The organism is Trueperella sp. LYQ143, from assembly GCF_046599595.1.
GTDB lineage: Bacteria > Actinomycetota > Actinomycetes > Actinomycetales > Actinomycetaceae > Trueperella.
On record NZ_JBKIWR010000012.1, the window covers coordinates 17,257 to 43,676 of the forward strand.

Below are 26,420 nucleotides of genomic sequence, written 5' to 3' on the forward strand. Positions count from 1 at the left end.
TTAGCCTTGGCGGAAGGCAATTCCAAACCCACCCCTAGGGTAGTGCCACTTAAGTACACCCGAGGGAACGACTGCCAGGCATGTGCCACATTCAAAACATGCTGCATACCCAACTCCGATTGAGCCATCTGCTTTACGAGAGTAAACGTGGGCTGGGCAGACGTTAATGAGGGTTTCGTCGCTACCTGTTTGCTTGGCGAGTTCTTGATTGACTTCGATATGTGATTCCTCTTCGTCAAGCTGATAGACGTTTGAGCCGATACGTTCCTCAACATTTCCAAACATTAGGGTTTCTCCTCGCGGTAAGTTGGTAAGTTATAGGGCTCGTGTAGCATGCCATGCGTCTTTCGCAATCGTCAGCAAGCCAATTCCTGAGCGTTTGATCGCTCGCAGTGCAATAGAGACAGCGCGCTTACGAGGGGTGGTATCCAAAGTGAATAGCTCGTTAAAAATATCAACGGCAAGTTTTCCATAGCTCTTATACATTCGTTCGTTTTCGAGGAATGCGGGAGTTCGCTGGTACGTTGCCATATCTTGACCTAAGAATGAATCTGCTAATGCTTGACGGTAAACAGTAGTGAGATCTTCCGTGTAGTTTTCATCTGTTAATGCCTGATTAACTATTTTTGCCGCGCATCGAGCACTCTCGGTTGCTAAATCCATGCCGCGTATCGTTAAGCCAGTGTTCAGTGTGAACCCTGCCGCGTCCCCGATTAAAAGAATACCTGGACGTGCAATCGCTTGTTTAACCATTGCGGGGCCGTTCTCGATGGTTAAATGAGAACCGTATTCTAAGAGATCTCCTCCTTTGATTAAGGGTTTTATCGTGGGGTGAGAGAGGAAATAATCGTGGATATCTGAGGCTGATTTGCCGGACGCAACCAGATCGTCTAAGCGCAATACGACGCCTAAAGAAATAGACTCAGTGTTGGTGTATAAAAATGCTCCTCCGCCAATTCCTTGTGTACAGTCGCCCACCATCGCGTAGGCAACGCCATCGTTTTCACTGAGGTGGAATCTTTCTTCGATTTTCTCTTTGGGTAGGCCAATAACTGATTTAACTCCGATTGCAAGATGGGAAAGTTTTTCTTGCTGACGCATCCCAAGCGAACGCGCTACAAAGGAGTTCACGCCATCGGCAGCAATCGTCATACGAGCACGGATTTCGTCACCGTCAACCTCAATACCTTTTACAACGCCGTCTTCCACAATGAGCTTTTCAATGAGGAACCCTGGCATTAACGTGACGCCAGAGTTTTCGGCTTGTTCGGCAAGCCACGGATCTAAACGGGCGCGCAGTACGCTCACCGCATTGACGGGTTCGCCTAGACGCTGATCATAGTAGTCAACCCCGACGCTGGAGGTCTCGTTAATAAAGTGTATGCAGTTGCGAGTGATACGGCGTTCTACTGGCGCTACGTCGGCAAAGTTGGGGAAAATCTCTTCTATCACCCGTGAATAAAAGATTCCGCCGGAAAGATTCTTTGAACCTGGTTCATTGCCGCGTTCGACGAGCAAAACTTCGTGCCCTTGATCGGCTATTAGCTTTGCGCATACTGATCCGGCAACACCAGCTCCAATGACGATTACGTCAAAATCTACTTCTTCAGCCATCGTTTTCCCTTCAAGGAGTAACCCCGGGCAAGATGGAGTGCTTGTTGGTAATTCAGGAAAAGTACCCCGACCTTGCCCGGAGAATGAATGATTTACAGTTCGCCGGCGTGAATACGCGCGTTAATATCATCGGCGCTGAGCCAGCCCGAGGTTAACGCGAAACCGTTAGCTGTGCCGGGAACGGTCAAAGCATAGGCTTCGCCATACATGCCGCCCGCATCACAGCCCACTACATATAGGCCACGCACTGGTTCGCCACTATCGTTGAGTGCCCGCATTTTATCGTCAATACGTAGCGCGCCCATCGTAATCATTGCGCCAGTTTCCATCTTGATGGCGTAGAAAGGACCAGTTTCTACGGCGTGTAAATACTTCGCATTCTTGTGGAACTTACTATCTACGCCACTGTGGCAGGCTTCGTTATAATCTTTGACTTCGCCGGCAAGAATATCCGGGTCAACGCCCATCTTCTGTGCCAATTCGGCAATAGTATCGGCGGATACAACATTTTCGCTATTTTCAGCGTCTGCGGCTATTTCCGTCGGAAGGTTAACGAGCTTTTCGTAGTTGCGCACGTAAATGCCCAATCCGACTTCGTTACCGTTGTTGACCAGATGATCGATCGTTGCTGAATCGAGAACCATCCAATAGAAGGATCCGGGAAGGGCGGCAACAACATCGCCTGCGAAACCGAAATTCAGCCCGACCGTCTCGTCAGTGAAGCGATAGCCCTCGGAGTTTACCCAGAAATATGGCTGCATACCGGCATTATTGGTATGTGACGTGACCGTCTTATTCCGCATAAAGGGGAAAAGTAGTGATGTGCCAATGGAGGGGCTGAGGCTACCTCCAGCCTGCAAAACCATGGTGATCCCATCGCCAGTATTTCCTGGACTTCCTACAACGATGAGCTTTTCGCCAATGGGATGCTTATAGAATTTATTGAACATCTCGGGGTTTGATGCGTACCCTCCAGTACCGACGACGACAGCTTTTGCGCCCAACATGACTTCTTCACCGTCGGCGTCGCAGGCTCGCACGCCAATGACTTTCCCGTCCTCTGTGAGAATCTCCTTGGCCGGAGTTTCAGTGAAAATATCGACTCCGTGGCGTCGCGCATCGGCTTCCAGCAGAAGAAGTAACTGTGCAACCTCGCCTTTTGGCAAGTGCCATGTGACCAGCTCGCCAGATTGTTCTGGGGCGGTAATCGTCACTTCCTCATATTCCGCGCCAATATCCTCACGCATGCGGCGAATTGTTTCAGCCGCATTTTCAACGAATCGGGAGACGAGTGCGGGCTCTGCGCGCCAATGACTGTAATCGAGATAGGTGCGGAATGCTTCGTCTTTCGTGACGGTAATTCCACGTTTTTCTTGTTCATCGGATTCAAAGGCGGCATGCCCCTCAGCGAAAGCAGAGGATCCGCCTAACTGTGGCATCTTTTCTAACAGAGCCACGCTGAGACCGTGGCGGGCTGCGTACACTGCACATGACTGCCCGGAGGCGCCAGAGCCAAGCACAACGACGTCATACTCGGCATCCCACGAATATTGAGTATCTGACATGATGTTAGGGTCCTTTCCCGGTTTCTATTTCGATACGGCTGCAGTTAATGCGGGTAGAACTTCGTAAAGATCTCCGCAGATTCCGTAGTGAGCGTGGGTGAAGATCGCGGCGGCTGGATCATCGTTGATGGCCACTATCGTCTTAGCTCCACGCACACCTTCCATGTGTTGAGGTGCGCCAGAAATTCCTACTGCTATGTAGAGTTGAGGAGAAACTTGCTGGCCTGACCTTCCCACATAGTGGCTCTTATCCACCCATCCCAAATCGTCAGCAACCGGCATTGAGCAACCGATCTCGGCGCCAATTGCTGAAGCAAATTCTTGAGCTAATGCGATGTCATCCTTTGCCTTAAATCCTCGGCCTACCGAGACGATTCGTTCCGCATTCGCGATACCGGATGCGGCAAATTGGGATTTCTGTGTTGATTCACGTTTGAGCTCAGGATCTACATCGGCGTCAATTGTGGTAATTTCTCCAGCTTCGGTGCTTTCCTGCGGGGCGTCAATATCACTGGGAGTTGTTAACGCTACGAGGGTTCCACTACCGGCTAGCGTCTGAATTAATTTGGATTGGATGGTCAGGCAATGTGCGCACCATGAATCCCCATCATGACTGACGTTAAGAGCTCCGCTAACGATACAAGCATTTAACTGCGCGGAAATAGCGCCACCGATAACTCGCCCAGCGGGAGTTTGTGGTAGCACTACGATACGTGGCTGTAGTGGGGTGAGGGCCTTACAGATTGAATCGGTATATGCTTCGAGAGCGTTTTCGGAGTTAAGCCACAGCACGCGAGATACGTAGTGAGAGGCAAACTGAGCTAATTCTTGCGAACCCAGCACGATTGCAACCCTGTTATGTGCAGGAGTGTCCGTCAAAGCTAAAAGAGATCCAAACTGGCGCTGGTCGTCACAGATGATTGCGGTAATTTCAGAATTCACGTTCTCTCCTTCGTTGACTAGAGCAATCCGTCATTGCGTAGCCGAGCGATTAGTTTTTCAGCAGCTTCAGCAGGATCGCCATCAAACATTGTTGTGCTGACGTTTTCCGGAAGCTGGGTGCCGGTAACTTCGATACGTTTTGTGCCGTCGGTATTGAGATCCGAGATGTTTATTTTGGTGATAGGCCGTTTACGGGCTTTTAACATTTCTTTCATTCCCGGTGGGTTCTTTTCTGACGAGGCAGCCGCAATTCCAATTAACGCCGGTAGGGCGACGGTGATCTCCTCGATATTGCTGCCACTGCGACGCTTTACGGTGAGGCTCTCGCCATTGCGGGTACAGGATTCGACTCCAAGTATTGCCCGTATTCCGAGGTATCCGGCGATGGTTCCCGCAACTGCCGCTTGGTCATTGTTTTCGCCGATAAGTACCAGATCGACGTCTCCCATTCGGGTAATTGCGGCGGCTAAGAGCTGAGCGAGATATGCGTGATCGTCAGTGATTTCGGGTTCTGTGATGCTGTAGGTTTCTTCAGCTCCGCGTGCCAAAGCCCAGGATGCATCTCCGCTATCGAACGTAAGACCGCTCAGTGTATCGCCCGGGTTGAGGATCTCCCGAGCGCACGCAATTGCTGCAGCATCGTCGTCACTGGCTACCATCTTGGCATTGCGCCAGTCCACACTTGCGTCACTTTTAATAAGGGCGTCGTCGGGATTGAGCGCCCATTTATAGATGGCAACTATTTTCATACTGACATCCTCATTTCAACGTTGAAACAATGTTCTATATTTCAAGTCTTATGAGCTAAAAACTGACGGGCTAGCCTCAAATGGGTAAATAAGGTAGCCACTTGGCTACTTTTATCGTGGAAAATATAGGCTGACTACTGGCGGTAATGGCGATAGATGTGGGGTTGGTTTTTAGCGTTGGCGCGGGCGGATATTAAATGGTGCGTGCTGGGAAGGTCGGAGGTTCCGCGTATTCTCGTGCTTGGAGCGGCAGATCAGATCGGGTGATCTTGGTTGAGGGCGCACTGCTTGCACTGCTTCGCTCGGAATACCTGCTGACGTTTTATGAGCAGTGGCGAGGCTGGAGGGCGGGAGCGCGCCTAATTAATCTGCTAAAACGCCTAGTAAATGTTTCAGCAAAACTTAATAGCGTGTGCCTCGCATTTCAGGGGTTTTCGTGATTAACCTGGTCTGCCAGGTCCTGATGTGCCATGAGTTAGCTACACAGTTAAGAAATGAACGGGTTTGGGAATCAGTACATGCCCTGTTTGGCAGGTTGAGTGTGTGCTCTGGCCGGCGGGGTAGGTACGCGCCCTATGAAACCTTATATTTAACAGAACATTAAGATGGTTAAATTCCTGATTCGGTGCCTGCCGTCATTTTTTGCCTGTAATGCGGCAATTTCATGTTATGCCCGTGGCGACGGCGTACATAATTAAAAACCGCCCTCGCGGTTCTTTCATAACGCAGATGATTAATCTATCTTCGCAGGTTATGCTGGTGGTGGTTTCCATATACCTGCAACGATTTTTGTTGGCACGGTTGGAATCCACCGGACAGCAATCCAAACAAAAGACAGCACAGCACTGTTAATACGCCGCGTCTCAGGTGTATTAACAAGAAAGGTATTCCGTGAAAACTCACCACTTCCGGAGGAAATGTATCTCAGCAAGGGCGGCTGCGCTAGCGGCACTTCCCCTTGCACTGACGGGGATGATGTCATCTTCAGTCACCGTCTATGCTGATGATGAGGGCGCTGCTATAACCGCGCATGCCACGCAATCCGCATCTGCTCTCATTGAAGCCGAGCTGAGTACACAAGCTCAGACGTCTTTATTGCACTCATCTTCTGAGATGTCTCGTGGCGATAATACTCTTGACGTTAAAACTGCAGGTGACATTGCTGATACGACTGAATCGTTGATGGATGACCCTGTTATTGCTAGCGCTCGTGAGAGCGACGAGATAGCTAATGGCGAGGCAGTGAGCGAAAGTATCAAACCAGGCGAAGCGGGAGCCGCGCCCAATAACGCTGAGCTTTGGTCTACTGACGAGGCGGCGTCCCCACAATCAATGGATCTGTTGAAGCAGTTGGCAGATAGTGGGGCTTTGCCGAGGGAACAGCCTGCGAACAGCGCGTTACAGGCGCGACAGCCAAATCTTAGTGCACCGCAAACACCACAGCACCCAGATACCGCTACCTCGCTGGCAAAAGAGGCAGCGAACGTTACACCGCAAGCAACGCAGTCGGGCAGTACGTTCATCCCGCCGGTCAACAAGTATCCGGAAATTGGGAGCGATGAGTGGAATGCGCTGCCGGAAGCCGAACGCCTTGCTGCCAGTGAGAACTTTTATGGGATGGATCCTAAATATAAAGAGTTCTTTGAACCTCGCGTGCCATCTTCTAGCACAAATCATTTAACGTATCAGCTTTGGCAAAAGCATCCGGTGACGGGTCAGATGGAGCGCGTTCCAGTCACCTGGATGACTGCTGCCATCAATCCAGGGGCAAAGCTGTATGTTTTTATGAAAGTTGACGTGTCGAAGGCGCGTTACGACATGAGCAACGAGACGCGCGTCGGATTCGGTTTCCATTATTGGGGTTCACATCCGGCTGGTGACGGGGTCTATGCTCTCGATCGGAACGACGCTGGAAAAGCGCTCTTTACTTTCCTTAAGCCTGATTCAGTAATGATTGATGGGCAGATCACGAACAGATTTGATGATGCTGAGCGGATCTATGGAACGCATACGACTGATCCTTACCCTGCTCCGGATCGTAGTGAGCCACGTCAGGGGCATAAAGTGATCGAAAAGAAGGTTGCGCGCGGAGCGGTTCATTACATCGCCATCGAATATACAATGCCAGATAATTTTGCCTACGCGGCTTGGTCGCATGGTTCTGGATCGTCGGGGTCAGCGAGTGGAAGTATCGGCGCAAAGGCCCAAGGGTTCCGTGCGTTCCCGCTACCTCGGATTGACGTGCGTTATGTTCTCGATAAGGATTACCGCCAGTCGCAAGGTATCGCAGCTCCTGAATCGGACAGTCCCTTGACGGAGCGTGAACAGATGGCGCAGTACCACGTCATTGCTGATCTGGAAAACAAGCAAATTGCTGAGAAGAGTGCGGTGTTTATGGACGGCGCGGGTGAAACGCTTTTCCCACTGGATACTACATTCCGAATTTCTGGGTCGGATGGGAGCGTCCAAACGCTTCCCTATAAGTATGTGATGTTTGGGCCGGGTGCATACAGTACGGAACGACCTACTTATGAGGGTCTTATTAAAGATATTCCTGGTTATCGTTACGTGGCTGATGATTTTCAAAAGTCAACCGATAAGTTTTATAACGAGGGGAAAGAATCAAAGCTGCCCGTCTTTGACTATGAGTTTGACCCAAGCACAGGAAAGGTTTCCGTTTTCAAGCATTACTACGTCACCTACGAGGCGTTAACGGATGTTCGGGTAGCGAAATCCTGGGTAGGTGATGAAACGAAGCGCCCGGATTCGGTTAAGGTTCAGCTCGAACGCGACGGGGAAGCGCTGGGTGATGTCGTCGAGCTAAATGCAGAAAATAATTGGGTTTATCGATGGACCGAGCTTGAGCGTGATCGTGCCGATGGTGAGCCGTATGTTTATACGGTTGTTGAGGTGGATGTTCCAGAAGGTTTTAGTCTGACAACGGAGCGCACGGTTGGTGAGGATTCCACGACGGGGGTTCCGCTCGTGGAAGTATCGCTGACGAATACGTATATTCCGCCAGAAGAACCGCCGAATACTCCACCTGATACTCCGCCGTCAACCCCACCTGTTCCACCGACCCCGCCTACGCCGCCCGTGACTCCGCCGACACCTCCGGCGACGCCGCCTGCTCCTCCACATCTGGCAAAAACAGGTATTGGTGTGGTCGGTACGGTGCTATATGCTGCGATCATATTGAGTTCGGTTGGAGTTGGCTTTATGCGGTATAGCCGGCGAGAATGGCGATCCTAAAATGCCTCAGTAAGTGTGAAGGGTGGCATAGGCTGTGATTTGCCTAGAGCTATCATCTATCAGGTAGGTATCGAGGGCGGCCTTGTAGCGAGTAATGCTGCGAGGTCGCCCTCGCTACTTTGTGCGTAGAGATGTGCGGTGTTTCAGAACGGAAGGATAATGCCTGACGGGATAAAAGGGCATGGGTGGGCGGTTTTCAGTGTATTACTCCTGGCGAGCTGGCAATTAGTTTTTACGCAGGGGATATGGCTGTGTGTTTGCTGGCTTATGAGGCTGTTTTTTCGGGAAAAGAAGAGGCCTCGTATATGCAGGGTGTGTGTATGAATGTGTGTCGTTAAATTGTGGAGCAATTTTATGGTAGCCTGCATTTCGGACTTATGACTCAGGAAAATCGCATCTATTTACTTAAAATATTTCTCCATTGAAAACAGTGAATTGGGCTTGGAAGCATGGATGGAAACAGGGTAATAATCGCGGAGAGTCGGAATTATTTGCTTATGTACAAAGCTGAGACTAGCTTTTGCATTTTAGCTCAACTTCGACAATGGTAAGCGGGATAGTGCTAATCCCAGTCATGAGCGCGTGCGGATCGTCGTCAGATCTTTCCTTGGGAATTTTCGTCATTGAAAATAGCAGTACCAGAGATTTCTGCTCTATCCTGCATATATAATAGGAGACATCCGAAACTTTCGTAAAAGTATTGACATCCATATTTTGAGTCACTAGATTGTCCTTAACTTTCGAAGATGAAACTTCTAATTTGAGTCGAAGAAGGTGATTGTATGTCCAAGCGAAGAAATGCATATTTTGCAGCATCTATAATTTTTCTGCTTTCAACCATTACCACGGCTTATGGGTTGAGCTATACGGGTACGAAATATGGCAGTGAGATTCATACCAACGGCTCATTTATTTCTCTAAAAGATAATCAGGATGATAATCAGTTCCCGTCAGTTAACTACAGCTTTGATCAAGCGCGCCAAAGCTCAGGATTCTCAAATAAGTCTGGATACAATACAACAGTGACGATGAATGCTCCAGCGGAAGTCAACGGTATTCAGCCTTGTGTCTCGAGGTATTACATTCTTCCGTCTAACTGTGGAGGATGGATCGGTACTCCGCCGAAATAAGCAGGTTATCGGTTAATTTGTCTGACGTTTTGCGCTAAAAATTCAGCGCAAAATGTCAGCATATATCACTATCATGTTTAGGCTTGCTCGATTTAGTATCGCTACTACGGTGGCACTGTGGTTTGCCACAGTATTGATTGTGGTGCTGTGTTTTGCATCGCCCCATTGGCGTCTCAATAAAGCAGCGGAGCGCGCGCCGAACTATTTAGCAGATGCCTCTACTGCCGATATGGCTTTCATCTCCGGTGCGACCACTATTGACGATACAGTGGTTCCTTACTTTATTATCGAGCCACTCAATGGTCAATTACGTGTTCCTGGATTTGGCAAAACGCTTGGACCAGGTGAGGTTGTCATTTCCCCACGTTTGCAGGCGAATGAATCATTGGTAACTGCGCAGTTTGGCAAGATCGTCGGAGTGCTATCCACCGATATTCTTCTTCATGACGAGGAGGCACTCGTGTATGCTCGCCCCGCTGATGGGCAGCTCTTGCGTGACCGAGCCAATTCGGGCGTAGGGGTGGAGTATGGGGCTGGTTTTGGTCCAGATGCTAGATTTCGCAATGGTGAAGTGGTTTACGATTCCTGGTCGCAACTGTTGCCGGGGCTTGCCTGCGTGACCCTGATTCCGCCATTGCTGTTATTGACGATGGCGGCTTTGTCTATCAGCCATATTGCCATGTATCGCAAGTCCCAGATCTTTCAGATCGCAGGGGCTCGATATAGGCAGCTGTGTCGATTAAATCTACGCGAGCTTGGTACGTCGTTTCTTCTAGGTATATTGATTGGGGTTCTTTTCCAGGTATTATTTATTGCTTTTGACGTGCCGTTACCAGTTGATTTTATAGCTAGGTCGGAAGCGATCCGCCCATATCTTTCCGCTCTTTTCGGAGCAGATATCCTCACGGGTATAACCTTGGTGGTCTTATTTTTCCGTCCACAGATCGGGATTACCATTAAAAGTTCTCGTCGGAAGATCGTTTGGTGGCGTTCTTCCGTGTGGTTGGGGTCGTTTGTAGTTGGATTTCTTGTCACTATTATGGTGGCGATCTTCTATCAGGCTATCCCCGATTCGACTGCGCTCATTCTTTTGCTTATGGGTAGCGCGATGATGACCGCAGGGTTTCCGATGGCTTTGTCTTACCTGGTGAAGTTCTACTTCTCTCGTCAAGCTCGTGAGAAAGCGCCACTCACATTTGATCGTTTGCAGTGGCAGTGGGTATCGAGGAATTCATGGTTTGCAACGCGAAGTGGCTCGATCACTGGCGTGATGCTTATTGTTGGAATCTTTATCTCTGGTCTTTATGTCGTCTCAAGTGATAGCCCGTGGGGAAAGAATTATGGCGAGACGCGTGGCAGGATTGCTCAAGTTAATATTGATTGCGAAATGCGCCCAGAGTGTTTTACCGAACTCTTTTCCTCCCTTACTCAAGTAATGCCGGACTCCTTTGTTGGGGCAACGTTCTACGGTGAAAATACTGACGGAGTACTAGGAACTGCAAGGGTTGAGAGGGGAAGGAATAATCTAGACATTGAGCTTGAGCATAGTGTTAATTCCTATGTCCCTGATTCTATTCCAGAAGGGATTGGGCCGGAGGAATCAAATCTAGTGACCTTTTATGTTGCCGACTCTAACGGAGTCGATTTGACTCAGATCGCACCTATTCGCCTTAAATCTGTAGCTCACTATCCGACTGTTGAATGGGTTGGGGCTGGAGATAAAGCAGCAGCTGATATTTATAACTACCATTCTCGTTGGGTTTTGATTTTCTTTACGATAGCCACTCTGCTGTTCCTTAACGTCACACTGGTGAGTCAAGCGCTCCAAGCCCGGAAGTATGCCATCGAGATTAGTGCAATCGTTGCATTATCCGGGGCCAAGGATATGATAAGCCATACGCTGTCCAAACAACATGTGCGCATTGCGATGATTTCATCAATCTTCGCGTTACTTATCGGGGTGTATCTGTCCTACTCTTATGTTCGAGTCTCTCCATTTGAACTCCCACTCGGGTTTATCGCGGCGCTTCTAGCTATGCTGATCCTCGCTTCTTTCGTTCAGTTTATTCATATTTCCCGTGCTATCGCGGCTGAAACGGTCCGTTGGTTACCAGGAAAGGAATCCTAAGATGGTTTTATCTCTTCGGGATTTGGTTATCGGATATACGAGTCCACTGTGTCAGCCGATGACGTTCGATGTTGAGTGCGGGGAATCAGTGGTACTTGTGGGGCATTCTGGTGTTGGAAAAACTACTCTGCTTTCAACGGTTCTGGGAATGCATCGCCCCTTATCTGGGACGGTCCTCGTCGATGGTATCAATGTTCATAAGATAAAATACGACGATCTCGCTCGGCTACGTAGCACAACTATCGGCACAGTTTTTCAGCATGGAGAGCTTCTCTCCACGTACACTGCAGAGCAAAATGTCATCCTGCCTCGATTACTTGCTAATAAGAGCGATAGCCATGTAACCGACGAAGCGATTGAGCTTTTGAAAGAGCTACGAGTAGAACCATCGCGTCTCGGCTCAGATCTATCAGGGGGTGAGAGACAGCGAGTTGCTTTGGCTCGTGCTCTCATTAACCATCCTCGTCTCATTCTCGCTGATGAACCAACTGGTTCCCTTGATCCCAATATGCGTGACGAAGTTATTGAGCTATTGTTTGCGGTTACCCAGCGTAACAATGCCGGACTCCTGATCGTCACTCATGACCCAATCGTCGCTAGTCATGCGGATAGGATTGTTTCCCTTGATTGAAAAACGGTGCTAGGAGTTTTGAGAGCACGAAACGCGGACGGATTGGATGAGAGAAGAGTTTTCGCTTTCATCCAATCCGCCTACATCGCTTATTTCCATTAACATTAAGATTTCTCTATTGGTTTATGGGGTGCGAGATGGTCTAGCTCTGTGGGGATCATGTGTGTTGCTCTGTTTTGCGTCTATGTAACGCCAGATCTTTACACATAGTAAAACGAGAGCTATCGCAATTATCGCTAGCAAGATTATGACGATGGGGCCTGTAATTGTTGCAGCGGTCATTAGGTATCCTCCTCATCAGCGGCTTGTGAGATTTCGAAGATAGGGTTCGCCACTCCTCTATGTTTAATGTGTTTTTAATCAGAAAGTATGTGACTTTCTGATGCGTGCGCGAAGCAAGCTTCGTGTGGAACTAGTGCGACTCTGCACTTCGCTCTTTGACGAGTGTGAGATCTCTCTCATTCGTCATTGTATGCTTGATAGGGGAATAGATCAAGAGAAATTCTAATAATGGCTATATGTGACTATGTAGTATTTCTAAAAATAACCTGAATTCAGGGATAGTAAAGCCGATGTTGTGATGGCGGATAGGAAATGTGGATGGCAATGAGGGCCCTCAGAGGTCGTTCGGGGGGGGCTGAATTGCTGATTTTGCTTTTGGTGTTTTGACGGGCAAGGGGCGAGGTTGCATTTTGCCAGCTAGATTAGATCAGAGATGATTATCATCGTCGGTTTTGCTAAGGGGGGGGCAAATGAGAAAAGTACTTGTCATTGGTTGCCCAGGAGCTGGCAAAAGTACATTCGCTCGCCGATTACATGGAATAGTGGGTTTGCCCCTTCATCATCTAGATTTATTGTTCTGGAACGAGGATAAAACTTTCGTGCCAGCAAGTATTTTCAAAGGTCGCCAAGAGAAGATCCTTAACACGGATAATTGGATTATTGACGGTAACTACGAAAGTACCCTGGAACGACGGCTGCTGTTTGCCGATACGATATTTTTCTTAGACTATCCATTAGACGTTTGTATCGCCGGAGTGAAAGAAAGAAGCGGAAAGTTTCGTCCAGATTTACCGTGGAAAGAAAACGAAAATGACGAGACCTTTGAAGAGCTTGTAAGCTTTATTCGGGATTTTCATAAGAGCGGAAGGCAAAAGATTTCCGCCTTATTAGGTACCTGTTCGGGTAAAGAGGTTTACCATTTCAAAAGTCGCGATGAAGCCACAATGTATTTAAATGCGCTTTGTCAAAAGTAGATTGTGCTTTAAGAGGGGCTTGTGCCTCAGTTCCGTGCAGTATCTCTGAATTTTGGGTAATAAAGCTATCGGAGCGGCTAAGCAAAAACGGGGAGGCAAGTAATGATTTTCCTGTACCTTACTGGCTAGTAAAGGTAATGTTTTACCTAGTTTTACAGGTGAGAGCGACGTTAGAAGCAGGTAAATATGGACATATTTAATATCGATGCGAAAGACATGAATCTGTTTGCCACTTCGCAGGAAGCGTATATCGCCTGTTGTGTGGTGGCGTTGCTGTGGATTTCTGAGCTTGCTATCTGGTTTTATACCTCATTTGCTCAGCGGAAACATAGCCGAGATCTGACGCTTTGGTTAATTATTGGTGCGTGGTGTTGGGGTGTTGCGTCGGGAATAGTTTTCAGAGATACCGATATGCCATCTTGGGTTCAAAATCTGCTTTTCCCTCATATTATTTATTACCTCGGTTTGGTTCTGATCGTTGTAGGTGTTGTGATTCGTTGCCTTGCAGTCATTACTTTGCGCCATGCCTTTACGCACAATGTGCAGACAACCAGCGACCAGCATCTGATTCAAAGTGGGCTTTACCAGTGGGTGAGGAACCCTGCCTACACTGGAAGTATTGTCAGTTTGATCGGTGCCACGTTCGTCTACAGATCGGTGATCGCCACTATATCTACGATATTGGTATGCGCAATATGTTACGGGCTAAGAATTCACGTGGAAGAAAGGGCCTTGCAAAACCAGTTCCACGCTGAATTTATGGATTATTGCCAGAAAGTAAAATACCGCTTGTTTCCAGGTGTGTATTAATGATTTATTGGTGCTTTTCTGCAGACCTGCCGTGAATTCCTGGGAATATCTTTGGCTACAACCCAATTCTTTTCGAAGCGGCCAAGGAAAAAGCCCGAAATCCAAGACGTGCCAATTTGTTATTGGGAAAAGCTGAAGTGGTGCTGGCTTAAGCGGCGATAAGGCCGAGGCGAATCTTATTGTTTATATGCCATTGCTGGGATCAATTATTGTGTGGGGCGCAGGGGTGGCAAGTTTGAAATAGTGCGTATTCGAAAAATGTGCTTGACACGATTCGGGCAGTCTGCAAAACTTCTATCAAGCCAAAAATTGGAAACGTTTCAATTCTCGAAGGTGAGATCATGGCCAGAAAGAAAGTGACCCTAACTGAGGTTGCGGCGTATGCTGGCGTTTCGCTCGGATCTGCTTCGCGCGCAATGCGAGGCAATGGTGCAAGCGGTGCAACTGCGCGCAAGGTCCTTGAAGCGGCCGAGGAACTCGGTTATGTCCCCAATTTGCGGGCGCGTGCGTTGCGCGAAGGCAAGACGATGACGATCGCATTCGCAGTTCCTGATATTGGTAATCCGGCTTACGTCGAGATGATGAAAGAGCTAACAAACGTTCTCTCGCCGGTGGGTTATCGGGTAACCGTGGCGCAGATAGGGTCAGACCCTCGAGATGCAATTGATTTTGTCAGATCCTTTGCCAACGGCTCGGTTGATGCGGCGATCTTGTCGGTGCTTCGTATCAGTGATGAACTTGTCGAGGCACTTAAGAAGAGCGAGATTCCTGTGGTGGTGATCGGAAGTCCGGTGGATGACGGTGACATTGAAACCATAACGACTGATTCTGCACTTGGAATTGGCATGGCGGTGCGGCATGTAGTGGATCGCGGGTGCAAAGATCTCATCTTCGTAAACGGTCCCCTTGATACCCGACCGGGTGCCGCTCGGCAAATGGGTTTCGATGACATTGTGGAACAGCTAGGTTCTGAGATTTCCTCGGCACGGACGATACGGGTTGGAGATTTCAATCTGGAAGCAGGTTCTCATGCTGGAAGGAGGATCGCGCGGCTGTGGGAGGATAAACCTGCTAGTGACGTGAAAAGAGCTGTCATTGCGGCGAACGACCTGCTTGCCATAGGTGTTATGAGGGAGCTTATGAGCGCAGGATTCTTAATTCCGAGAGATGTTGCCGTCACGGGAATGGATGCCATTGAACTGGGAAAGCTCGTCACCCCCACACTGACTTCTGTATCTCTACGAGCGGGGGAGCGGGGTCGCCTTGCTGCGGAATCCCTCCTCTCCCATTTCGATACTCCCACCAAAGTTGCGCGTTCAACGTTCTTGGAGCCGCAACTCATTATTGCTGAATCAACAGGATGGATGTGACAACCAGATGGCTTCTGTAACGTCATTTCGTGGGCGAGAGCGAAGAAAGGAAGCACTCTTTCTTGCGATCCCCTCCTTGATCCCCATTCTGATCTTTTCGGTTGTGCCGCTCATTATCGGCATCGGACTTGCGTTTACGGATGCGCGGCTTGTGCGAAAACCAGAATACAATTTCGTTGGTCTGGATAACTTCCACGATCTTATGTCGAACGGCATGTTCTGGAACTCGTTCAAAATCGGCTTGATTTGGGCGGTTTCCGTCACGTTGTTGCAGATGGTGCTCGGGATGATCCTAGCCTTGCTCCTTAACTCCAACCTTCGCTTCAGCAGCTTTACTCGAGTGCTCGCTCTGATACCGTGGGCGATGCCGCCGGTTGTTGTCGCCATCATGTGGCGGATGCTTTACTCGCCGAATGCAGGCCCGATCAATGCATTCCTCGGGTCGATAGGTCTGCCGGATAGCACAAACTGGCTGGGTAGCTTCTCAACAGCTTTCCCTGCGGTAATCGTTGTTGGAGTATGGGTTGGGATGCCGCAAACGACCATTACGTTGCTCGCTGGTTTGCAGCAGATTCCACCGGAGATAAATGAAGCCGCACAGATTGATGGTGCTAATAATTGGAAACGATTCCGACACGTGACACTCCCGTCCCTTACTCCGATTATTGCGGCCATTGCCTCGCTTAATTTCATCTGGAATTTCAATTCGTTTTCGCTTGTTTATGTGCTCACCGAAGGCGGCCCAGGAGGTCGCACCATGCTGCCGATGCTTTTTACATATATCGAGGCATTCAAGAACCGAAACATCGGATACGCGGCGGCAATGGGTCTCGTTCTAGTAGTCATCGTGACAATCCTGCTCGCGCTATACCTCAAACTTCAGCTCCGCGAAGACAAGGAGAAGTAAGATGAAACAGGTTACGCGCGCCAGCCAGTACACGCTCCTCGTCGGGTTTATCGTATTCCTTGGTTTTCCCCTTCTGTGGCTGATCTCGTCCTCATTCAAATCATCTGGCGAGCTCAATTCGCTATCGGTCAACCTCATACCTCAAGACTTCACGGCATCCAACTATTCGGTCGCTCTTGAGAAGCAAGGAATTATCAGGTCATCGTGGAACTCGCTCGTTGTCGCTCTCGCGTCAACTGCTCTCGTCGTACTCATATCCATGCCTGCAGCATATTTACTGGCCAGATACAAGGGTGCAATACGGATGATTGGCACCGGATGGGTCATGATTAGCCAGGTGTTCCCAGTCATCCTGATTATTCTTCCGCTGTTCCTCATTCTGCGGTCAATCAATCTGGCTGACTCTCTGATCGGGCTCACTCTTGTGCATACGACCTATACCCTCCCGTTCGCGCTGTGGATGCTGCAGGGATACGTGGCAAATATTCCGATTGATCTTGAGGAAGCGGGAGCGATTGATGGCGCTTCGAGATACCAGGTACTCAGGCAAATTGTCTTCCCGTTACTGGCACCCGGAGCTGTCGCGACTGCGCTGTTTGCTTTTGTCTCCTCGTGGAACGAGTTTTTCTTCGCTCTCGTTCTACTCCAATCTCCAGAAAATTACACACTACCAATCACGCTGAAGATGTTTATCGGTGGTGAGGGCAAAGTGGCCCTCGGTCCATTAGCGGCTGGCTCGGTTCTTGCCGCTATTCCATCCATCATCTTCTTTTCAATCATGCAGAGAAAACTAATCTCCGGGCTAATGTCCGGCGCGGTCAAAGGCTGACCGTAAAGAGAGGAAAACCATGCGCACATACAAGATTCTGATAACGGTGATGGCGGCGGCAATTGGCCTTGCCGCCTGCGGTGCGGACGAAAAATCCGCAGAAGGAGAGCCGATCCGGCTTAGCTTCCAATCGCTCTCCGATCAACCAGCCACAATCGAGGTAACGAAACAGATTGTTGACACCTGGAACAAGGACAATCCCAATATCCAGGTTGAGATCATTCCTGCCGGCTGGGACGGCATCTACGACAAGCTCATAACGCAGTTCAACTCTGGGTCAGCTCCCGACATCATCCATTATGAGGCTGCTTCAATCATCCCCTTTGCTCGCGATGGATACCTCGCAGACCTCTCTGGACTCCTTGATAAAGACTTTGTCGCCGATGTCCCCAAAGGGATCATGGAGTCAGTGACCGTGGATGGGAAAGTCGTTGCCGCGCCAACAGAACTCCAGTCCTACATGGTGTTTGCTAATAAGAGCATTTTGAACAAAGCCGGAATTGAGATCCCGCACGGCGAAACAATGACCTGGGATGAACTGCGGAACATTGCAAAAGCGACGACAAATGCAGATACCTACGGTCTTGCCTGGGGGCTCAAGTCGCCTACCGCTGCAATGATGGCTATGGGCCCGCAATTCGACGGCAACTTCTTCGAAGGCACTGGGGAAGATGTGCGTATCAACGTGGGCGAAGGAGAGCTGGCTATTCCTAACATAATCCACGACATGGCCTACGTGGACAAGACCCTTTTCCCGCTATCTCTAACCCAATCGGGTTCTGAGGTGCTAGCTAGCTTCTACGCCGGCAAAGTTGCCATGACGATCCAGGGCTCTTACCAGGCCGCCAATATTGCGGTAGATGCTCCCAAAGGCTTCGATTGGGTCGTCTTGCCTCCGCTCAAGGGCACGGCAGGTGCTGGTCAATCAGCAAACCCGCAGACTCTCTCGGTAAACATTGATTCTGAGCATGTCGAAGAGTCGGCAGCATTTATCAACTATTTCGTAAAGGCGGAAAACCTTGCCACGATCAACAAGGCAGATGCTCTCATTCCGCCTTCGCAGTCGGCTCAAAAGCGTATGACTGAGTCCCTTGGCGGCGACGACAATTGGAAGACCATTCTCTCCTCAGGTCAGTATATGGTCTCCGCTCCCTACCTCTTTGCGGACCACTACGCACAGTGGAAAGACACAGTTGCCACCCCGGCCTACCAGAAGTACTTCGCTCAGGAAATTGATGCCGCACAACTCCAGGAGGCCTTGACCAGCGGGTGGAACACTATAACCCACTAGGTAAATAAAAGACGAAACTGCTGTATTAAAACCGCACAGAAGAAGGGTCACATCAATGGGAATCCGCGAAAAGTCACGAGCCGTCATCGCCGGTGTGGCTGTCGGAGATGCTCTCGGCGGCGCTACCGAGGGATGGTCGCCGGAGCAAATTCGGCAAAGGTGGGGCGGTCCGGTTACCGGAATAGTTGAGCCCTACTATTCGGACTGGAAAACAGCGCGACCTATCGCCCCCTACCACAAGGGCGATGGGCACGTGACCGACGATACGCTTATGACCAGGATTCTCATTGATGTGTACGCCTCAGTCCGTCGGCACTTAACTGCCTACGATATGGCGTCGGAAATTGTCCCAAGGTTGATTGGCGAGGAAGTATGGATCCCTGAACTGGAGGAGTCGCGAATCCCTCTGCAACGGCTCTTTCTCGCGGAGAAATGGATTGTAACGCGGCTCCACTATGGTCATATTGATCCCCGTGAAGCGGGAGTCGGGAACATCGTAAACTGCGGCGCTGCAATGTATATGGCTCCGGTGGGAATCGTCAATGCGGGGGATGCTGCCGGGGCTTACGCGGAGGCCATTGACTTATCTGGAGCGCACCAGTCGTCATACGGCCGGGAGGCCGCCGGTGTCTTTGCTGCCGCTGTTGCCCAAGCGATGGTAGCTGAATCAATAGATGAGGTTGTTGATTGCGCGATTGAGCTTAGCCATGATGGGACGCGACAGGCGATCATTGCGGTTGCGGAGTGTGCGCGCTCCTTGCGATCTGCCGGCCTCAACTCGACCAACCTAGCTGATATTAATTCTGCTCTACGTGACGCGATACGCCCCTACGATACCGTCGGAGATGCATACCGAGAAATGAGCTCCGACGCCCGCAGACCGTCGCGAACCAAAGCAATCGAAGAACTTCCAGTGGCTCTGGGATTATCGCTTGTTTATTCGGGAAATACCCGAGATGCTATCGTCTGTGCGGTTAACTATGGGCGCGATTCGGATTCGATTGCCGTCATGACGGCAGCAGTGTGCGCAGGACTCACTGGTCTTGAATCTATTCCAAAAGATTGGATCGATGATATTGGTGCCGCAAGTCAACTAGACATTCTTGGCCTTGGCGACAAGATCGCTGATGCGGCAAGAGACATTATTGAGGCTGATGTTGCCCGTCTTCGCACACTCCTCGAAACAAAGCTCAATTTTGAAACAGTGCGGGGAGTCCTATCGTGAGATTAACCTGGGCGCAGCCTGAAGATCTTGTTCCGCACGAGTTTGTTGCTCTGCGTGAGGAAGGTGTGGATACTACTGAGTTTGAAAAGGTATGGGTTGATGCCGGCGGATCCCTCATCCCAGAAGTATCTGGCGCGTCTGCCGTTGCCGCTCCAGTCGAGCGACGAGTAATTGCGCGGAAGATTCTTCATGCCCTACAGGACGTTGAGAGCCCAGCGAGAACCGAAGCGATTTATGCTCCATATCGCGCTGCTGCTATACGAGAGCCGCGTCCAATAAGCCGAGCAGATTATGAACGTCGGGTTGCAGGGGCGTGGCACGGCAGGCTGGTGGGATGTCTGTTGGGTAAACCCGTCGAGAAAATTCCGCGCCAGGGGGTCGAGGAAATCGCACGTGCCACTGGAAATTGGCCAATCAGCTCATATTTCACTGCTAAGGGCTTGCCTGAGGAGATCTCCGTGCGCTGGCCGTGGAATAGGCGTTCCCGGCCGACGAGCCTCAAAGAGAACATTAACGGTATGCCCGAGGATGACGACATTAACTATCCGCTCCTCGCTCTGAGTCTCCTCGAAGAGAAAGGGCCAGACTTTACCAGTGATGATGTGGTTAATCTCTGGCTTGCTAATCTCAGTGCTGGTCGCGTTTTTACTGCGGAACGTGCCGCTTACCGCAATATTCTCGATGCTCGGCCGGTACCAGAGTCTGCTATATACATAAATCCGTTCCGTGAATGGATTGGCGCTCTCATACGAGCTGACGTATTTGGCTGGGTTAATCCGGGTAATGAAGCGAAAGCAGCGGAGATGGCGTGGCGAGATGCGCGAGTATCCCACACTCGTAATGGTGTGTATGGAGAGATGTGGGCGGCTGCCTTGACCTCCTCCGCCATGACTGCTGATAGCGCTGAAGAGGCAATCGAACGATCTCTCACTGTTATCCCACCTACGTCTTTACTGGCACAGGCAGTGCGTAGCGGAGAGCAGATAGGTCGCGACGCGGGCACCCTCAGGGAAGGTCTTGATCGGCTCCATGCTGATTTCGGTCACTATCACTGGGTCCACGTCCTCAATAACGCGGCAACGATCAGTTTCGCTCTCACCGTTGGAAAAGGAGACTTTACTGCCTCAATTGGGGCTGCCGTATCGGCGGGGTGGGATACCGATTCGGTGGGAGCCACGGTTGGAAGTGTGGCCGGTGCGCTCGGCGGTACTGCCAAGATTGACCGCGCCTGGACCGACCCTATCCACGGATTCTTGCGCACATCGCTTCCAGGCATGAACGAGATTCACGTCAGCGAAGTTATTTCACGCACTATTGATCTCGGGGAGAGAATTTCTCATGTATGACGTCATGGTTATCGGTAGTTCAAATCTGGATACCGTTCTTAGCGTTCCAACTATTCCTAAACCAGGAGAAACAATTCTGGGATACACCATCGATAAAATTGGTGGTGGCAAGGGTGCCAACCAGGCGATTGCTGCCGCTCGAGCCGGTGCTAAAACTGCATTTCTTTCTGCTTTTGGTCAGGATGAGGCGGGCGCAATGCTGCGCGCTGCGTTAGAAGGTGACGGGATTGACGTCTCCTCCTCGGTGAGTTCTGCCCAGCCGACTGGCGCTGCGTATATTGCCGTATCGGAAGATGGCGAGAATTCAATCGTCGTTATTGCTGGCGCAAACCAATCAGAGGAACTTTTAGAGGGCGCTAAGGATCTCGAAATAGAAGCTCGCGTTATTCTTTTCTCTCTTGAGATCCCGATGCGTGTTGTACAGGCGGCACTTGAGCGCGTCGGCGATGCGAAAGTCATCATTAATGTTGCGCCGGTTACTGATCTTCCTGCGGATGTGGCGAGACGGGTTGATGTGCTTGTTGTTAATGAGCATGAAGGGGCTGCGCTCGCCGAGCATACTGATCGGGACGAGATTATTGAGATCCTCGGTGCGACGTATCCGGCTGTGGTTATGACTCTCGGCAAGAACGGGGCCCTTGTTGCTGAGCAGGGTAACGAGAACGTCCTGATCGAACCGTATGAGGTTTGTGCCGTAGATTCGACCGGGGCAGGAGATACGTTCTGTGGATACCTGGCTGCTGGTCTTGCTCGTGGTGACACGCTAGTTGAAGCTGTTCGGCGCGCAACTATTGCGGGAGCGCTCTGCGTAACGAAAAAGGGAGCTCAACCAGCGATCCCATACCTTGATGACGTAATCAACGCCGAAGAGCAGTAGTGGAAAGAGTAATGCTGTGGTTATCAGGTATTCATTTGATTCGCTCCAACCCCGACCTATTGATCTGCCAACAGAGGTACCACTTGACGATGAGGCTGATCTTTCGGTGCTTGATGAGGCAAAGATTCTTGCTGCGCCCGCCTCACGGGCCGACGTTGAGCGGTGGCGGGATCAGATTGAGCGGTGGCGAGAAGAAGCTAGGAGTAGGCTTTGCTATTCCGGGGCTCAATATGACCGGATAGAGAGCCAGTGGGCGCAAACATGTTTTGCTGTGGCGCAGGTATGGCTGTGGGATGAATTGCTGTACTCCTTTGAGGATCATGTTTTTACGCCACAGAAATTCCTGGCGGATGCTCGGCAACGGTTGGGCGGGTTAGATGCAGTTGTCCTGTGGCACGCGTATCCCGTTATTGGTCTTGACGACCGGAATCAATGGGACTATTACAGGCAGATCCCCGGCTTAAAAGAACTCATAGCACAGTTCCATGCAGCAGGAGTGCGGGTCGGTGTTGACTACAACCCGTGGGATACCCAAACGCGAAGAGGAAAGGCGGATGTTGAAGAGCTTGCTGCTCTGGTAGCAGATCTGGGAGCGGATGCGGTATTCCTTGACACCCTTAAAACGGCGGAACCCGAGCTTGTTGAGGCATTAGAACGGGCCAAGCCAGGCATTGTTCTCGAAGGGGAATCGCGCGTCCTGCTTGCCCGCATTGAAGACCACGGCGCCTCCTGGGCGCAGTTTTTTGCGGATTCCCCAGTACCTGGTGTGTTAAAGAGCCATTTCTTCGAGCGGCGCCACATGCTCCACCATGTTCGACGATGGCACCGCGACCACTCCGAAGAGATCCAGTCGGCCTGGGTGAACGGAGTGGGGCTCATGATGTGGGAGGTTGTCTTTGGTGTCTGGGTTGGATGGAATAAGCGCGACCGATCAACTGCTGCCAGGATGTTGACACTTCAGCGATCTTTATCGCATTTCCTTCTTGAGGGACAGTTCACGCCGCTCGTTGAATGTGCTGACAATGCAGATGACAAGTTGGTTTTTGGCTCGTCGTGGAAACGTGGAACGGACACCTTATATGCCTTGGTGAACAGGTCCGAAATCCCAATAACGCTTAAACCCATCCGAGAAGAAACTGGAATCGTACAACTTGATCTCATGACTGGTGCAGTGGCACAACATCTTGCGATTACGATCCCTGCACGAGGAATCGCCGCGGTTATGACCAGTCAGGGAGAAATAAATCCAGACATGATTGAGCTTGCTAGCGAAGTTTCCGCGATTGAGTTATCTGATGATGCGCGGTTCGAACATCGGAGAGTCCATCGAGTCCATGAATCCAGCCGTTCAAAGAATACTGGCGAATCAGGTGTGCTCATTGAGCCTGGCGAGTATGTACTGACGGTTCGTTATCGGGGTAGGGAAACCGGGATGTATGACGGAGCGCCATACGTTGATGAATGGAAACCTCTCGTCCCACGCCTGCATGACCCGCGAACGCTCGAAAGAGTGACCACCTTGGATAATCCGGTTATTGTTGCCCAACATGAAGTGACGAATGACGAATTCCTGCACTTCGTCCGCGAAAGCGGATACCAGCCAGCCGTATCCAATCGTTTTCTCCTCCATGTGAAAGACGGAGTTAATGGGCGTGGTCACGAGCCGGTGTGTTTCGTCAGCTTAGAAGATGCTCGCGCGTACTGCGAGTGGGTGGGTGGCCGTCTGCCTACCGAAGATGAGTGGCAGATAGCCGGAGATAAACAAGGATTCCAGCGCCTGGAGCCGCACGTATGGAATTGGACGGAATCAGAATATTCCGACGGCAGGAGTCGTTTTGCCATCCTCAAGGGTGGATCCGATGCGCAATACGATGAATCGGAGTGGTACTTCGATGCGGGCGTGCGTCCCCCGGATTTCTCCGCAAAACTCCTCCTCATGGGATTGGGGATGTCTCGATCAGAACGTATTGGATTCCGAGTTGCATTTGATAGGAGAAACAAGTGAGTGTCTCAAGAAATCGCGAGGATGGGCCACTATCGGGATTGACGGTGATCGACGCATCAACCTTGTTTGCCGGGCCACTTGCCGCCATGCATCTTGGTGATTTTGGTGCGCGCGTCATTAAGGTCGAACATCCCTCCAAGCCGGATCCATCTCGGGGGCATGGTGCTGCGAAGAATGGCGTCAATCTGTGGTGGAAGACTCTGGGCCGGAACAAGGAATGTGTGACCTGCAATCTTTCCTCTCCGTCAGGGAAGGACGTATTCCTCCGACTCGTTGAACGAGCGGATGTTCTTATTGAGAATTTCCGTCCGGGGACCCTTGAACGCTGGGGATTGGATCCGGAGGTTCTTCACGAACGCAACCCGCGTCTTGTTCTCGCCCGTGTCACCGGATTTGGTCAGTTCGGGCCGTATGCTCACCGACCTGGCTTCGGTACGCTTGCCGAATCGATGAGTGGATTTGCATCCATGACGGGGGAGCCCGATGGTCCGCCGACATTGCCTCCGTTTGGGCTAGCTGACGGGATCACTTCCCTTGCCACAGCCTATGCCGTCATGACTGCTCTTCATGATCGCGACCGCACAGGCAAAGGCGGGATTGTTGACCTCTCGATTCTCGAACCCATGCTTGCAGTTCTTGGTCCTCAAATTTCGCGTTGGGATCAGCTACGTACAATCCAGCCTCGAACCGGCAATAGGTCAAGCAATAACGCTCCAAGGAATGTGTACCGAACACGTGATCGGCAGTGGGTCGCAGTGTCAACTAGTGCTCAATCGATAGCCGAGCGCGTTGTTGATCTCGTTGGGCGACCGGATTTTATCTCCGAACCGTGGTTCGCCACAGGTGCGGGTAGGGCAGCGCATGTAGAAGAACTTGATGAGGCTGTTGGATCGTGGATTGCCCAGAGGGATAGGGATGACGTCATTGCGGCCTTCACGCAGGCTCAGGCTGCCATTGCCCCGATTTATACGGCCGAGGATATCGTGAATGATCCGCAACTGAATGCAATTGGTGCCATCCAAAAGATCGAAGATAATGATTTTGGTCAGATGCTGATGCAGGGTCCTCTCTTTAGATATTCAGAGAAGGATGCGACCATCTCTTTCACAGGCAGAGCGCACGGTGCGGATACGGATAGCGTCCTTGAGGAACTTGGTTTCAATAAAGCGGATATAAATATTCTTCGTACCGAAGGAGCAATCTAGTGGTAGCGCCCATGCGAGACGAGTACGTTCACGCAGTTCCTCTCACCTGGCTTTACGTACCTGGTGATCGCCCTGACCGTATTATTAAAGCGCTCGCAACGAAAGCGGATAGGGTCATTGTGGATTTGGAGGATGCGGTTGCTCCGCAGAAGAAAGCCGAGGCGCGTAAGAATCTTCACCTTCTCAGTGAGCATCCAGATCGCCCCACTGAAATCCGCATCAACGCGATCAATAGCCCCTGGTTCGACGATGACTGTATGGTCGTGCAACAACTTTCGCATGTTTCGGTGCGCGTGCCTAAGGTCGAATCCCCGGATCAGGTCTGCCTCCTGGGTGAGAAGCTCCCAGGTAAATCCTTGACCCTGTTGATTGAGTCTGCCATTGGGGTTGAGAATGCTTATCTGTTAGCCCAAGCCTCGCCCTCTGTCGAGTCGTTAGGTCTCGGTGAGGCAGACTTACGATCTGATTTAGGGGTTAGCGATCCAGCGGGATTATCGTGGGTGCGCTCTCGTATTGTTGTAGCGAGTCGGGCTGCTGGATTGCGTTCCCCAGCGATGTCCGTCTATCCGAATGTGAGAGATCTTGACGGGCTAGCGCTATCCTGCGCTCAGGGGCGAGATCTAGGTTTCGTTGGTCGAGCTGCAATTCATCCTAAACAATTGGAGACTATTCGCCGTGCGTTTCAAGCCACTGCAGAAGAACGTGAGCGAGCGCAACGCATTATCGGCAGTGTTGCTGGAGCGGCTCAGCAGGGGAGCGGTACTTTCGTTTTAGAAGACGGAACTTTCCTTGATGTTGCGATGGTGGAAGAAGCGAGGCGAGTGCTCGGAAGAGTTTAGGTTTCCGCTTATTTCTGCTCGTTTTCGCTCATGTTTCCGCAGTTTGTGGATGTGCGTCAGGAGAGGCTATGCCGGCGGGCATAAGAACTAGGGGTGTAAGAACTAGGGGTATAAGAACTGGGCTCTGATGGGCGTAAGAGCTAGGCTCTGGTGGGTTTTGCCGAGTTTATGTTGAGGTTTACGTTGAGTTGCTTTACCCGTGCCCTGTTTTGATGAGCTGGTTGCTGGTTTTTGATGGGGCATGCGTGCTTTACGGCTCTCGTCATAGCTCGCTTCGCTACGGCAATTACGTCGTTTTCTGGTCAGCTCATTACGCCATTTCTTCGTAACTATTCTGAATCCTCGCGCCGTGCTACAAGGTTGAGGTATGGGCATTTAATCCACGCATCGCCTTTTAAGAGTAATAGCATTGGCGAAAAGAGGAGAACGCTGCCTTGCAATCTTTATTT

At 50.7% G+C, this 26,420-nt stretch carries 21 protein-coding genes; 16 read left to right on the forward strand and 5 right to left on the reverse strand.

The window, feature by feature from the left end; translation table 11 throughout:
* From ACLHIL_RS05395 to ACLHIL_RS05415, 5 genes are all read right to left on the reverse strand, one after another.
* The gene (locus ACLHIL_RS05395) at positions 1-285 is read right to left on the reverse strand and encodes a ferredoxin family protein (RefSeq protein WP_411296930.1); all 285 of its coding nucleotides are present in this window, start codon (positions 283-285) and stop codon (positions 1-3) included.
* A 30-nt stretch (positions 286-315) separates the two neighbouring features.
* On the reverse strand, positions 316-1,614 hold the full coding sequence (locus ACLHIL_RS05400) for an FAD-dependent oxidoreductase (RefSeq protein WP_411296931.1): 1,299 nt from the start codon (positions 1,612-1,614) through the stop codon (positions 316-318).
* Between the two features lie 92 nt (positions 1,615-1,706).
* Positions 1,707-3,179: an FAD-dependent oxidoreductase gene (locus tag ACLHIL_RS05405; protein ID WP_411296932.1), complete on the reverse strand. Its 1,473-nt coding sequence runs from the start codon at positions 3,177-3,179 to the stop codon at positions 1,707-1,709.
* A 24-nt stretch (positions 3,180-3,203) separates the two neighbouring features.
* On the reverse strand, positions 3,204-4,121 hold the full coding sequence (locus ACLHIL_RS05410; protein ID WP_411296933.1) for an electron transfer flavoprotein subunit alpha/FixB family protein: 918 nt from the start codon (positions 4,119-4,121) through the stop codon (positions 3,204-3,206).
* Between the two features lie 17 nt (positions 4,122-4,138).
* Positions 4,139-4,870 (reverse strand): electron transfer flavoprotein subunit beta/FixA family protein, encoded by a 732-nt coding sequence (locus ACLHIL_RS05415; protein ID WP_411296934.1) that lies wholly within the window; start codon positions 4,868-4,870, stop codon positions 4,139-4,141.
* 972 nt (positions 4,871-5,842) lie between these two features.
* Between ACLHIL_RS05415 and ACLHIL_RS05420 the strand changes: the two genes are divergently transcribed.
* The 16 genes from ACLHIL_RS05420 to ACLHIL_RS05495 all read left to right on the forward strand — a co-directional run bounded on the left by ACLHIL_RS05420 (position 5,843) and on the right by ACLHIL_RS05495 (position 25,971).
* On the forward strand, positions 5,843-8,122 hold the full coding sequence (locus tag ACLHIL_RS05420) for a Cna B-type domain-containing protein (protein ID WP_411296935.1): 2,280 nt from the start codon (positions 5,843-5,845) through the stop codon (positions 8,120-8,122).
* 782 nt (positions 8,123-8,904) lie between these two features.
* Positions 8,905-9,252: a hypothetical protein gene (locus tag ACLHIL_RS05425; protein ID WP_411296936.1), complete on the forward strand. Its 348-nt coding sequence runs from the start codon at positions 8,905-8,907 to the stop codon at positions 9,250-9,252.
* A 109-nt stretch (positions 9,253-9,361) separates the two neighbouring features.
* Positions 9,362-11,380, forward strand: a complete 2,019-nt coding sequence (locus ACLHIL_RS05430) for a hypothetical protein (protein ID WP_411296937.1) — start codon at positions 9,362-9,364, stop codon at positions 11,378-11,380.
* Between the two features lies 1 nt (position 11,381).
* Positions 11,382-12,011 carry an ABC transporter ATP-binding protein gene (locus ACLHIL_RS05435; RefSeq protein ID WP_411296938.1) on the forward strand — a complete coding sequence of 210 codons (630 nt, stop codon included), beginning with the start codon at positions 11,382-11,384 and terminating at the stop codon, positions 12,009-12,011.
* A 752-nt stretch (positions 12,012-12,763) separates the two neighbouring features.
* Positions 12,764-13,267 (forward strand): adenylate kinase, encoded by a 504-nt coding sequence (locus tag ACLHIL_RS05440; protein ID WP_411296939.1) that lies wholly within the window; start codon positions 12,764-12,766, stop codon positions 13,265-13,267.
* 186 nt (positions 13,268-13,453) lie between these two features.
* Positions 13,454-14,077, forward strand: coding sequence for a methyltransferase family protein (locus ACLHIL_RS05445; RefSeq protein ID WP_411296940.1), 624 nt, complete (start codon positions 13,454-13,456; stop codon positions 14,075-14,077).
* Positions 14,078-14,418: 341 nt separating this feature from the next.
* Complete coding sequence (locus ACLHIL_RS05450) at positions 14,419-15,447, forward strand: LacI family DNA-binding transcriptional regulator (RefSeq protein ID WP_411296941.1); 1,029 nt, start codon at positions 14,419-14,421, stop codon at positions 15,445-15,447.
* A 7-nt stretch (positions 15,448-15,454) separates the two neighbouring features.
* Positions 15,455-16,354, forward strand: a complete 900-nt coding sequence (locus ACLHIL_RS05455; RefSeq protein ID WP_411296942.1) for a carbohydrate ABC transporter permease — start codon at positions 15,455-15,457, stop codon at positions 16,352-16,354.
* Position 16,355: 1 nt separating this feature from the next.
* Positions 16,356-17,183: a carbohydrate ABC transporter permease gene (locus ACLHIL_RS05460; RefSeq protein ID WP_411296943.1), complete on the forward strand. Its 828-nt coding sequence runs from the start codon at positions 16,356-16,358 to the stop codon at positions 17,181-17,183.
* A 19-nt stretch (positions 17,184-17,202) separates the two neighbouring features.
* Positions 17,203-18,474, forward strand: coding sequence for an ABC transporter substrate-binding protein (locus ACLHIL_RS05465; RefSeq protein WP_411296944.1), 1,272 nt, complete (start codon positions 17,203-17,205; stop codon positions 18,472-18,474).
* 55 nt (positions 18,475-18,529) lie between these two features.
* The gene (locus tag ACLHIL_RS05470; RefSeq protein ID WP_411296945.1) at positions 18,530-19,699 is read left to right on the forward strand and encodes an ADP-ribosylglycohydrolase family protein; all 1,170 of its coding nucleotides are present in this window, start codon (positions 18,530-18,532) and stop codon (positions 19,697-19,699) included.
* A complete protein-coding gene (locus ACLHIL_RS05475) occupies positions 19,696-21,045 on the forward strand; it encodes an ADP-ribosylglycohydrolase family protein (protein WP_411296946.1) in 1,350 nt (449 codons plus the stop codon). Before ACLHIL_RS05470 ends, ACLHIL_RS05475 begins: the two co-directional genes overlap by 4 nt.
* Positions 21,038-21,922 carry a ribokinase gene (locus tag ACLHIL_RS05480; RefSeq protein WP_411296947.1) on the forward strand — a complete coding sequence of 295 codons (885 nt, stop codon included), beginning with the start codon at positions 21,038-21,040 and terminating at the stop codon, positions 21,920-21,922. Before ACLHIL_RS05475 ends, ACLHIL_RS05480 begins: the two co-directional genes overlap by 8 nt.
* A gap of 16 nt (positions 21,923-21,938) precedes the next feature.
* Positions 21,939-23,927 carry a formylglycine-generating enzyme family protein gene (locus ACLHIL_RS05485; protein ID WP_411296948.1) on the forward strand — a complete coding sequence of 663 codons (1,989 nt, stop codon included), beginning with the start codon at positions 21,939-21,941 and terminating at the stop codon, positions 23,925-23,927.
* Positions 23,924-25,132 (forward strand): CaiB/BaiF CoA transferase family protein, encoded by a 1,209-nt coding sequence (locus ACLHIL_RS05490; protein WP_411296949.1) that lies wholly within the window; start codon positions 23,924-23,926, stop codon positions 25,130-25,132. Before ACLHIL_RS05485 ends, ACLHIL_RS05490 begins: the two co-directional genes overlap by 4 nt.
* Complete coding sequence (locus ACLHIL_RS05495) at positions 25,132-25,971, forward strand: HpcH/HpaI aldolase/citrate lyase family protein (RefSeq protein ID WP_411296950.1); 840 nt, start codon at positions 25,132-25,134, stop codon at positions 25,969-25,971. The genes ACLHIL_RS05490 and ACLHIL_RS05495 overlap by 1 nt, the downstream gene beginning before the upstream one ends.
* The last annotated feature ends 449 nt before the right edge of the window (positions 25,972-26,420 follow it).

What these genes read in the sequence shown, in the direction of transcription:
- ACLHIL_RS05395 (WP_411296930.1), bottom strand. Translation starts at nt 285, where the DNA reads ATGTTTGGAAATGTTGAGGAACGTATCGGCTCAAACGTCTATCAGCTT.
- ACLHIL_RS05400 (WP_411296931.1), bottom strand. Translation starts at nt 1,614, where the DNA reads ATGGCTGAAGAAGTAGATTTTGACGTAATCGTCATTGGAGCTGGTGTT.
- ACLHIL_RS05405 (WP_411296932.1), bottom strand. Translation starts at nt 3,179, where the DNA reads ATGTCAGATACTCAATATTCGTGGGATGCCGAGTATGACGTCGTTGTG.
- ACLHIL_RS05415 (WP_411296934.1), bottom strand. Translation starts at nt 4,870, where the DNA reads ATGAAAATAGTTGCCATCTATAAATGGGCGCTCAATCCCGACGACGCC.
- ACLHIL_RS05420 (WP_411296935.1), top strand. Translation starts at nt 5,843, where the DNA reads ATGATGTCATCTTCAGTCACCGTCTATGCTGATGATGAGGGCGCTGCT.
- ACLHIL_RS05425 (WP_411296936.1), top strand. Translation starts at nt 8,905, where the DNA reads ATGTCCAAGCGAAGAAATGCATATTTTGCAGCATCTATAATTTTTCTG.
- ACLHIL_RS05435 (WP_411296938.1), top strand. Translation starts at nt 11,382, where the DNA reads ATGGTTTTATCTCTTCGGGATTTGGTTATCGGATATACGAGTCCACTG.
- ACLHIL_RS05440 (WP_411296939.1), top strand. Translation starts at nt 12,764, where the DNA reads ATGAGAAAAGTACTTGTCATTGGTTGCCCAGGAGCTGGCAAAAGTACA.
- ACLHIL_RS05445 (WP_411296940.1), top strand. Translation starts at nt 13,454, where the DNA reads ATGGACATATTTAATATCGATGCGAAAGACATGAATCTGTTTGCCACT.
- ACLHIL_RS05450 (WP_411296941.1), top strand. Translation starts at nt 14,419, where the DNA reads ATGGCCAGAAAGAAAGTGACCCTAACTGAGGTTGCGGCGTATGCTGGC.
- ACLHIL_RS05455 (WP_411296942.1), top strand. Translation starts at nt 15,455, where the DNA reads ATGGCTTCTGTAACGTCATTTCGTGGGCGAGAGCGAAGAAAGGAAGCA.
- ACLHIL_RS05460 (WP_411296943.1), top strand. Translation starts at nt 16,356, where the DNA reads ATGAAACAGGTTACGCGCGCCAGCCAGTACACGCTCCTCGTCGGGTTT.
- ACLHIL_RS05465 (WP_411296944.1), top strand. Translation starts at nt 17,203, where the DNA reads ATGCGCACATACAAGATTCTGATAACGGTGATGGCGGCGGCAATTGGC.
- ACLHIL_RS05470 (WP_411296945.1), top strand. Translation starts at nt 18,530, where the DNA reads ATGGGAATCCGCGAAAAGTCACGAGCCGTCATCGCCGGTGTGGCTGTC.
- ACLHIL_RS05480 (WP_411296947.1), top strand. Translation starts at nt 21,038, where the DNA reads ATGTATGACGTCATGGTTATCGGTAGTTCAAATCTGGATACCGTTCTT.